Genomic DNA, 8,982 nt, shown 5'->3' with positions numbered 1-8,982 from the left:
CGCGTACGCCTGGCCCACGGCGGCCGCGGAGCCGAAGCCTCCCGCCCAGCCGGCGAACAGCAGGGCGGCGAACGAGTCGGGCGCGTCGAACAGCGGCTGCAGGAGGACCAGCGTGACGAGGGCGCCGATAGCCACCTGGGAGGAGTAGATCAGCACGCCGTAGGACGCGAACGCGCCCACGGGGCGGCCGATCTTGCGGACGTCGAAGTCGTCGGTGAGCGCGATGCACACGAACACGATGACGATCAGGATCGAGCCGTACGTGCCCAGCTGGGAGCTGAACGGCAGCCAGCCCAGGCCGTTCGGGCCGAGGGCCAGGCCCAGGATGCCCGCGATGACGGAGGCCGGGATCATCAGGGTCTGGAGGGGCGTGATGACGGCACGGGCCAGCGTGCCCACGGCCAGGAGCGCGCCGATGAGGCCGGCGTCGACCAGCACGGACCAGGCCGTGAACTGCTCTTGCATGGGGTTCTTCCTCTGTGCGGGGACGGGGGTGTCCCACGGAGCGTGCCGAGGGACCCCGGGACAGTACCAAAGGAGCGCGGGGGCCGGGGCGCGTCCGGGAGGAGCACCGGGCCGGGGCGCACGAGGACGGCCCGCCGCGCCGGCGTGGGCCGGGCGACGGGCCGTGGGGAGGGGCGGGGTCAGCCGCGCGCGGTGCCGGTCTCCTCGGCGGTCCCCTCGGCCGCGTAGTCGAGGGTCAGGGTCTCATCGGCGTCGACGTCGCCCGAGGTGAGGGCGGCCTGGCCGGCGCCGCCGGCCTTGAGGGCGGCGAGGCGGGCCTCCACCTCGGTCTTCTCGCCGAGGTCCTCGAGGGACTCGAACTGGGCGTCGAGGGAGGAGGCGGCGATCTCCTGCTGGCCGCGCACGCGGGCCTCCTCGCGACGGACCTTCTCTTCGAAGCGGGAGACCTCGGAGGTCGGGTCCAGCAGGTCGATCGACTTCACGGCGTCGGCCACCGCGGACTGGGCGTGGGCGGACTTGGCGCGGGCGGTCAGCTCGTCGCGCTTGGCGACCAGCTGCTGACGCTTGACCTTCATCTGGTCCAGACCGGTCTTCAGGCGCTCCACGATCTCGCGCTGCGAGGCGATGGTCGGCTCCGCGGACTTCGCCTGGCGCTCGAAGTCCATCTGGCGCTCGATGGCCACCTTGGCGAGGTTGTCGAACTTGTCCGCCGAGGCGGTGTCGCCCTTGGTGCGGAAGTCGTCGGCCTTCTGGGAGGCGGCCAGCGCCTTCTGGCCCCAGCTGCGGGACGCGTCCTGGTCCTCGCGGTAGTCGTCCTCGATCATCCGCAGGTTGCCGATCGTCTGGGCGACGGCGGCCTCGGCCTCCGCGATGTTGTTCGTGTAGTCGCGGACCATCTGGTCCAGCATCTTCTGGGGGTCCTCGGCCTTGTCCAGCATCGCGTTGATGTTGGCCTTCGCCAGCGTGCTGATGCGGCCGAAGATGGACTGCTTGACCATGGTGTCTGCCTTTCGTCGGTCTTTCACGTCAGCGCAGACCGTCGGCCTGCGTCCACCCCGTCCCGCGCGTGCGGGCCGGGCCGGCGCCCGGGGCGCCGGAGTTCATGGGGCGGCGGTCAGAAGCCGCCGCCGGAGATGTCGCCGAACCCGCCGAAGTCGCCGCCGCCGAGGCCGCCGCCGTCGAACCCGCCGAAGCCACCGCCGCCCCAGCTGCCGCTGTTCAGGATCGAGTTCATCAGGATGCCGCCGAGCAGTGCGCCGCCGAGGCCGCCGCCGAAGCTGCCGCCCACTCCGGCGCGCGGGCGTGCACCGTACATGCCGCCCACCATGCCGGGGCCGTAGCCGAAGCCCTCGACGTCCGCGCGGGCCAGCTCGCTCGCGCGCTCGGCCAGCTGGGAGGCGCGCTGCGCCTGCTGGAGGGCGGCCACGGGGTCGGTGCGGCCGAGGCTGATCGCCGAACGCAGCGTGTGGTCGGCCTCCGCGAGCCGGGTCCGGGCCTCCGAGCCCACCGCACCGCGCCGGGCGCCGATGAAGTCGGCCGTGCCGTCGATCTGCGCCTGGGCCTGGGCGATCGTGGAGGTGAGCACCTGGGAGGCCTGGCGGGCCTGCTCCCGAGCGTCGCGGACGCCGGCCAGCGGGGTGTTGAGCTGGCGGTGCGCGGCCTCGAGCTGGTGCAGCAGCTCCAGGGGGTCCGGGCGGCCGGCCGCGAGGGCTCGGCGCACCGCGTTCACGGCGTTCTTCATCCCCGCCACCGGGCCGGCCAGCTCGGGGTTCGACCCGTTGGCCACGAGCGCCTCGGCCTCGGCGACGTCCTGCTCGGACTGGGCGAGGCCCGTCTGCAGGTTGCCCAGCATGGCCCGCAGGGACCCCTCGGCCTTGCCCACCGCCTCCGTGAGCGTGTCCACCTGGCTGAGCGCCTCCTCGGCGGCACGCACGGCCAGCGCCGCCGTGGAGCGGTCCTGGGCGTCCCACGCGCTCCGCGCCTTCGCGACGGCGGTCTCCACGAACTCGAGCCGCTCCCGGGCCTGCGTCGCGTTGTCCGCGACCTCGGCGAGGGCGGACTCCGCGTACTGGCCGTGCAGCGCGGCGATCGCCGACTCGGACTCCTGCACCCGGGACCGCGCCTCGGGCAGGCGGGCGTCGACGCGCTCCAGGGCCTCGGGCACCTGGTTCTCGAGGTCGCGCAGGGAGTCGAACTCCTTCTTGTGCGCCGCGAGGGCCGCACCCACGGCCTCGCTGCGCTGGATGATCTCCTTGAGCCAGGCGCGCTGCTCGGCCTCGGTGTCCGGGATCTCGTCGTCGAGCTGGTGCTGGAGCTGGAACGAGGCCCGCATGTGCTCCTTGGCCCGATCGATGTCCTCGCGGAACGTCGCCACGGACTTCTCCCCGTAGGACGCCTCGGCGAAGCCCAGCTCCTGCTCCGAGGAGCGGATGGCGTCGTCCGCGGCCACGAGCTTCGAGCCGGCCTGGGTGCGCAGCTGCTCCACGCTGAGCTCGTCGAGGGGGTCGCGGCGGACCTCCTCGGTGCGGCCCCCTTCGACCGCGCCGCCCTGCGTGCGCTTCCGGCTGCGGGCCACGAGCACGCCGCCGCCCACGGCCGCGGCCACCGCGCCCGCGCCGAGCACCGCCGTCAGGGCCCCGCCGCCGGAGGCGCCCTGGGCCGTGCTCCCGTCGCCCGCGGTGCCGGCCGGCAGGGCACCGGCCGGATCGTACTCGGCCCCGCTGGCCCCCGTGCCGTCGAGCGTGCCGTCGGCGGCGTCGTCGAGCCCCTGCACCGCGGCGGTGCCCGCCGCGAGCCATTCCGCCGAGCCGGGGTCCGTGCCGATCTTGGACAGCTCCGGGCCCACGTAGGTGCGCGTCACCTGGTTCTGCAGGTCCGCGTCCCCGCCGCTGTCCAGCCCATAGGCGCGGTCCTCGACCGCGATCGCCAGGACCGAGTCGTTCGTCCCGAGCCCGCGCTGGCGCGCCACGTCCTGGGCCAGCGTCTGGGCGTCCGTGCTGAACTCATCCACGTAGACGACGTACAGCCCCTGCCCGGTGTCCCGGCGCAGGTCCTGGATCTCCTGGGTCAGCCGCTGCTCATCGGAGGTCGAGAGCACCCCGGCCTCGTCCACCACGTACACGCCCGGCGGCACCGTCACGGCGTGCGAGGCGGGTGCCGCCACCAGGAGGCCCAGGCCTCCCAGACCCGCGGCGGTCACGGCGCGCGCCAGACGGCCGACATCGGCGGGGCGGGTGGGCACGGTCATGCGGGGTCTCCTTCGACGGCGGAGGCGAGCCGCCGCACCGGGCGGACCCGCCGGATCCTGGGGTTGAGTGTAGGGCGGCGTGGGAATCGGGCACCAGGGATCCGGCGCGGCCGGGACCGTGGGAGGAGCGGACGTTCGGCCTCTAGGCGGCGTTCAGTCATGCACGCTAGCGTGGACGTGCCCCGGGGCGCGCGTCCGCAAGACGACGGGCGTCTGTGTCGACCGCCCGGGGCCCGACCCGAAGCGAGGACCCCGTGGACCAGACCGCCGCCCCCACCCAGCCCCCCGTGCCGACGGCCCGCACCGTCGCGCGTCCCCGGCCCCAGTCCCGCGCCCGTGCCGGGGCGGGCCTGCTCGCCGCAGCCGTGCTCATGGTGGGGCTCTCCGGTTGCGCGGTCGCGGAGGACGGCGGCGAGGCCGCGTCCGAGGCCGCGAGCTCCTCCTCCTCGCAGGCGACGGACACCTCGGCCGAGGCCGGGGGACAGCCCGTGGCGGACACCGCCGTCGGGAACGCCGCGAGGACCGCGCTGCCCTCCGTGGTGACCATCTCCGCGACGTCGAGCTCCGCCTCCGGTTCCGGTTCCGGGTCGATCCTGGACACGGAGGGGCACATCCTCACGAACACCCACGTGGTCACCCTCGGCGGCCAGGCCAACGACGCCGAGCTGACGGTGCGCACCTCGGACGGGGAGGTCTACGCTGCCACCGTCGTGGGCACCGACCCGCTGTCCGACCTGGCCGTCATCAAGATCGACGCCCCGGACCTCACCCCCATCCAGATCGGCCGGTCCGGGGATTTGAAGGTCGGGGACGAGGCCGTCGCCATCGGCGCCCCCCTGGGCCTGCCGAACACCGTGACCGACGGGATCATCTCCACCCTGGACCGGACCATCGCGGTGGCGTCCTCCGAGGCGCCCGAGCCGCAGGGCGAGAGCTCCGGCTCGTCCTCCGGCACCGATCAGTACCGTTTCCAGCTGCCGGGCACCCCGCAGGGCACCCGGGGCGAGGTGTACATCAACGTGCTGCAGACCGACGCGGCCATCAACCCCGGCAACTCCGGAGGCGCGCTCGTCGACGCCGAGGGTCGCCTGGTGGGCGTGAACGTCGCGATCGCCTCGGCCGGCCAGGACCCGAGCGAGGCGGGCAACATCGGGGTCGGCTTCGCCATCCCCGTGGACTACGCCCAGCGGGTCGCACAGGACCTGATCGACCACGGCAAGGCCACGCATGCCATGCTCGGCGTGAGCGTCACCCCGGAGCCCGCCGAGGTGCAGGGCGGCAGCGAGAACGCCCGGACCGTGTTCAGCGACGGCGCCCGCGTCCAGCAGGTCGTGGGAGAGTCGGCGGCCGACGCGGCCGGGCTGAAGGAGGGCGACGTGATCACCGCCGTCGGCGACCGCGCGGTGATCGACTCCGAGTCCCTCACCGCCGTCGTCCGCGAGCACCGCGTGGGAGACTCGGTGGACGTCACCTACCTCCGCGACGGCGCGGAGCAGACGACCGAGGTGACGTTCACGGAGGACACCCGCTCGTGACCACCACGCTCACCACCCCCGCCGCGCTCGCGGCCCACCACGGCTGGCGCCGGGTCCTGGCCGTCGGCGCCCACCCGGACGACCTCGACTTCGGGGCCGCCGCCACCCTGGCCGGCTTCAGCGCGGCCGGGCTGCACATCGAGCTGTGCATCGTGACGGACGGGGACGCCGGCGGCTTCGACTCGGAGGGCCCGGAGGCGATGACCGCCCGCCGGCACGCCGAACAGCGCGCGGCCGCCGCCGTCGTCGGTGCCGCCGAGGTCCACTTCCTCGGCGAGCGCGACGGACACCTCGAGCCGGACCACGGCGTGCGCCGCAAGCTCGTGGCGCTGATGCGCCGCGTCCGCCCGGACGTGGTGCTCAGCACCCACCCGGAGCGGGACTGGGAGCGGATGCAGGCCGCCCACCCGGACCACCTCGCCTGCGGCGAGGCCGTGGTGCGCGCCGCGTACCCGGCGGTCGAGAACCCGTACGCGTACCCGGAGCTCGCGGCGGAGGGGCTCGAGGCGTTCAAGGTCCGGAACCTGCTGCTGTACGCCGCCCCCGCCGCGCGCCGGAACACGGTCGTGGACGTCACGGGCCTGGCGGAGCAGAAGCTGCGCGCCCTCGACGCCCACCTCTCCCAGCACCCGGACGTCGACGCGATGCGGCGGCACGTGCTCGCCCAGATGGCCGAACATCACCGGCGCGCCGCCGGACCGGCCGCCGCGCCGGGTCACGCCGAGGCGTTCCACCTGGTCACGGTCAACGGCCCGGGCACCATCGCCGGGTTCTGAACCGCCCCCCCCCTGCGGGGGATCTCAGTTGGTGCTCGGCCGACCGCCGTAGCGCGGGCCGGTCTGCGCGGTGGGGTCGAGGTCCACGCCGACGACGGGCTCCGACGTCGGCACCTCCGAGCCCGAGCTGGGCTCCACGGAGATGCCCATCGCCGCGAAGCGGTCCAGCCCCCGGAAGGTGATGGGCTCGCCGAAGCCGTTGGCGTCGTACGTGCCGAGCGAGGCCGGGGCCGTGCCGTCCGAGGGGTAGAGCCACAGCTGGTAGGACTGACCCTCCGGCAGCTGGGGCATCCCGCTGATCGTCAGGTAGCCGCTGTTCTGCTCCCGGGACAGGAACGCCTGGACCGTGCCGCCGTCCTGGGCCGGGTACTCCGAGGTCGTGAACAGGTCCTTCGACTGGTCGATGCGGTGCACGATGCCCGGCCGCGTGAACTGACTCCACACCGTCCACCCGCCGACGCCGAGCACGAGGGCCGCGAGCAGCAGGAGGGCGGTCACCTTGAGCCAGCGCAGGCGGTCCCGCGGCGGGCCGGCGGGGGCGGACTCGTCGCCGATCAGGTCCATGCCCACGTCCTGGGCGGGCAGGCGACGCAGGACCTCGTCGAGCAGGGCCGACGGCGGCTCGGCCGTCACGGACCGGAACGCCCAGGCCACCGCCTGGCGCGCACCGTCCACCCGGGAGCGCCACCGGGCCAGCTCGCCGCCCCGCCGCTGCACGGCGGAGAAGGCCGCGGTGTGCCCGGCCGTGTCGAGGGCGTGCACAGCCGAGAGGTCGGCCAGCTCGAGTGCGCGGCCGGCGTCCACGTCCTCGCGCACGTCCGCGCCGAGTGCCGGGCCGGTCGCCGGGGCCGGCGCGGACGGACGGGCGGCGTCCTGCGTGAGGTCGCGGCGGGCCGCCACGACCTGCCGCACGCCGTCACGCAGCAGGGTGCGGGCCTCGTCGGCCGGCAGACCGAGCCGATCGGCGACCTCCCGGTCGGTGCAGCCGCCCAGCCACGCCAGTCGCACGGCCTCGTAGGCGTCCGGGGCCACGCGGCCGACGAGGTCCTCGGGCAGCGGCGCGGGCCCGGCCGGGCCGGGACGACGCCCACGTTCCGCCGCGGAGCCGCCGGCGCGACGCAGCGAGGTCATCACGCGGTGGGCGAGGACCTCGAGCCACGTGAACACCTGGCGCTCACGGTGGGTCGCGTCGTCACGCTCGCTCAGGTCGAGCCCGGCCTCGGAGGCCTCCTCCCACGCCGTCAGGTAGGTGCGGACCGTGGCCGCGGCGGCGTCGTCGCCGGGGCCGAACATCGCTTCGGCCAGGCCGTGCACCCACGGGACCGTGGCGTCGTAGAACGCGGAGAACGCGGCCCGGTCACCCTCGGCGCTGCGGCGCAGGAGGGTGTCCAGGGCGGGCTGGCCGGCGTCATCGGGGCGGTCGACGTGGGGCTCGGACGCGTCAGGAGTCTGCATGGTGGCCTCAGTCTAGGGAATCGGGGCGGACCGCGGACCCGGCGAAGTCGTGCTGGCGCCAGGCCTCGTACACGGCGATGGAGACGGCGTTCGCCAGGTTCAGGGACCGACGGGCCGGCTGCATGGGCAGGCAGACGGTCTCGGTGACCCGCGGATCGGCCAGCACCTCCTCGGGCAGGCCGGTGGACTCGCGGCCGAAGAGCAGCACGTCGCCGGGCCGGTACGCGACCCGGTCGTGCCGCACGGACCCGCGCGCGGTGAAGGCCAGCACACGGGCGGGGGCGAGGGCCGCGAGCGCCGCGTCGAGGTCCGGGTGCACCGTCACCACCGCGAGGTCGTGGTAGTCCAGACCGGCGCGGCGCAGGTGGGCGTCCTCGAACCCGAAGCCCAGCGGCTCCACGAGGTGCAGCTCGGCCCCCGTGAGGGCGGCGAGCCGGATCGCGTTGCCGGTGTTGCCGGGGATCTCCGGGGTGAGCAGCAGGATCCGGAAGCCGGGGGTGCCGGGCGCCGGGGCGCGGTCGGCGCCCTCGTGCGGGTTCGGGCGGGGCGGGGCGGGGGAGTCGGGCACGCGCCCAGCCTAGTGGGGCGCCGCCGGGCGGGGACGTGCCTCAGTGGAGCCGGTCGACCAGCGCGCCGAGCGCGCGCCGGTCCACGAGATCCGGGTCCGTGCCGGTGCCCAGGAAGAGCGCGACCTCGCGCGCGAACGCGATCCCGGGCGCGGGCGGGGCGGTGAGCAGGTCGGCCTGCGCCTCTGGTGCGTCGGCGCCGCGCGTGTGGCGGATCACGGGTGCGTGCCGCGCGTCGCGGTCCGTCATCACGTGCACGAATCCGCCGACGGTGACCTGGGGCAGGGCCTGCTGCCACGCCATCATCGCGGGGCCGAGCAGCGGCGGGGCCACGGGACGGCCCCGGGAGCGCAGGTCCGCCCCGTCCCAGGTGTAGGTCCCTTCCGGGACCATGACGGAGCCGATCAGCGCCAGGCGATGGCCGCACAGCACCGCGTGGTCCACGTCGAGGTGCCGTCCCCAGCGCCCGCCCAGCCGCAGCCCGGTCAGGACCCGGGCGGCCGGCAGCGCGTCCGCCACGTGGCGCAGCAGCACGTCGAGGGTGCGGGCCTGCCGCAGCACCCGGCGCTCGTCCGGCAGGATCCCGCGCGGCCGCGGCGCCCCGTGGACGCGTTGGCTCGATCGCGGCAGGTCCAGCACGGTCGGGTCCGCCTCCGCCTCGCCGGGCGGGGGCTCGTAGCGCACGGGGCGGGCGGCACGTCCGCCGGGTCCGGACCGTCCCGACGGTCTCGCCCGCCCTGATCCGGCCGTCGCGCGGGGGCCGCGGGGACCGACGTCCGGGCCGGGCAGCGAGAGGTCGTATCGGCGCCGGGCCTCGGCGTCGCCGAGGAGGTCCCACGCCCGCGTCACGGCCCGGAAGGCGGCGGGGTCGCCGCCGACGTCGGGGTGGGGGGGGGGGGGGGGGGGGGGGGGGGGGGGGGGGGGGGGGGGGGGGGGGG

Annotated in this window: 8 protein-coding genes; 2 read left to right on the top strand and 6 right to left on the bottom strand. The window is 75.4% G+C overall.

Annotation, left to right across the window (positions count from 1 at the left end; all coding sequences use genetic code 11):
- The 3 genes from ACFI33_RS11440 to ACFI33_RS11430 all read right to left on the bottom strand — a co-directional run.
- The coding region (locus tag ACFI33_RS11440; protein ID WP_462624035.1) for a sodium/glutamate symporter family protein at positions 1–465 on the bottom strand (465 nt) is incomplete at its 3' end.
- A gap of 179 nt (positions 466–644) precedes the next feature.
- On the bottom strand, positions 645–1,463 hold the full coding sequence (locus tag ACFI33_RS11435) for a PspA/IM30 family protein (RefSeq protein ID WP_002854906.1): 819 nt from the start codon (positions 1,461–1,463) through the stop codon (positions 645–647).
- Positions 1,464–1,579: 116 nt separating this feature from the next.
- Complete coding sequence (locus ACFI33_RS11430) at positions 1,580–3,712, bottom strand: TPM domain-containing protein (RefSeq protein WP_102708466.1); 2,133 nt, start codon at positions 3,710–3,712, stop codon at positions 1,580–1,582.
- A gap of 254 nt (positions 3,713–3,966) precedes the next feature.
- On the opposite strand from ACFI33_RS11430, the gene ACFI33_RS11425 reads away from it, so the two are divergent.
- On the top strand, positions 3,967–5,247 hold the full coding sequence (locus ACFI33_RS11425) for a S1C family serine protease (protein ID WP_051995236.1): 1,281 nt from the start codon (positions 3,967–3,969) through the stop codon (positions 5,245–5,247).
- Entirely contained in the window at positions 5,244–6,023 is a 780-nt protein-coding gene (locus ACFI33_RS11420) for a PIG-L deacetylase family protein (protein WP_122054440.1), read from the top strand. The genes ACFI33_RS11425 and ACFI33_RS11420 overlap by 4 nt, the downstream gene beginning before the upstream one ends.
- 24 nt (positions 6,024–6,047) lie before the next feature.
- Here ACFI33_RS11420 and ACFI33_RS11415 read toward each other — a convergent pair whose 3' ends face one another.
- Genes ACFI33_RS11415 through ACFI33_RS11405 form a run of 3 tightly spaced genes read right to left on the bottom strand, consistent with a single transcriptional unit; the run spans position 6,048 to position 8,728 of the window.
- Positions 6,048–7,478 carry an anti-sigma factor gene (locus tag ACFI33_RS11415; protein ID WP_122054438.1) on the bottom strand — a complete coding sequence of 477 codons (1,431 nt, stop codon included), beginning with the start codon at positions 7,476–7,478 and terminating at the stop codon, positions 6,048–6,050.
- Positions 7,479–7,485: 7 nt separating this feature from the next.
- Positions 7,486–8,046, bottom strand: coding sequence for a tRNA (cytidine(34)-2'-O)-methyltransferase (locus tag ACFI33_RS11410; protein WP_122054435.1), 561 nt, complete (start codon positions 8,044–8,046; stop codon positions 7,486–7,488).
- A 40-nt stretch (positions 8,047–8,086) separates the two neighbouring features.
- On the bottom strand, positions 8,087–8,728 hold the full coding sequence (locus ACFI33_RS11405; protein ID WP_462624033.1) for a hypothetical protein: 642 nt from the start codon (positions 8,726–8,728) through the stop codon (positions 8,087–8,089).
- Positions 8,729–8,982 lie beyond the last annotated feature (254 nt).

The sequence above is a fragment of the Micrococcus sp. PSi08 genome (assembly GCF_054960655.1).
This window is presented reverse-complemented; position numbering and strand designations above follow the sequence as displayed.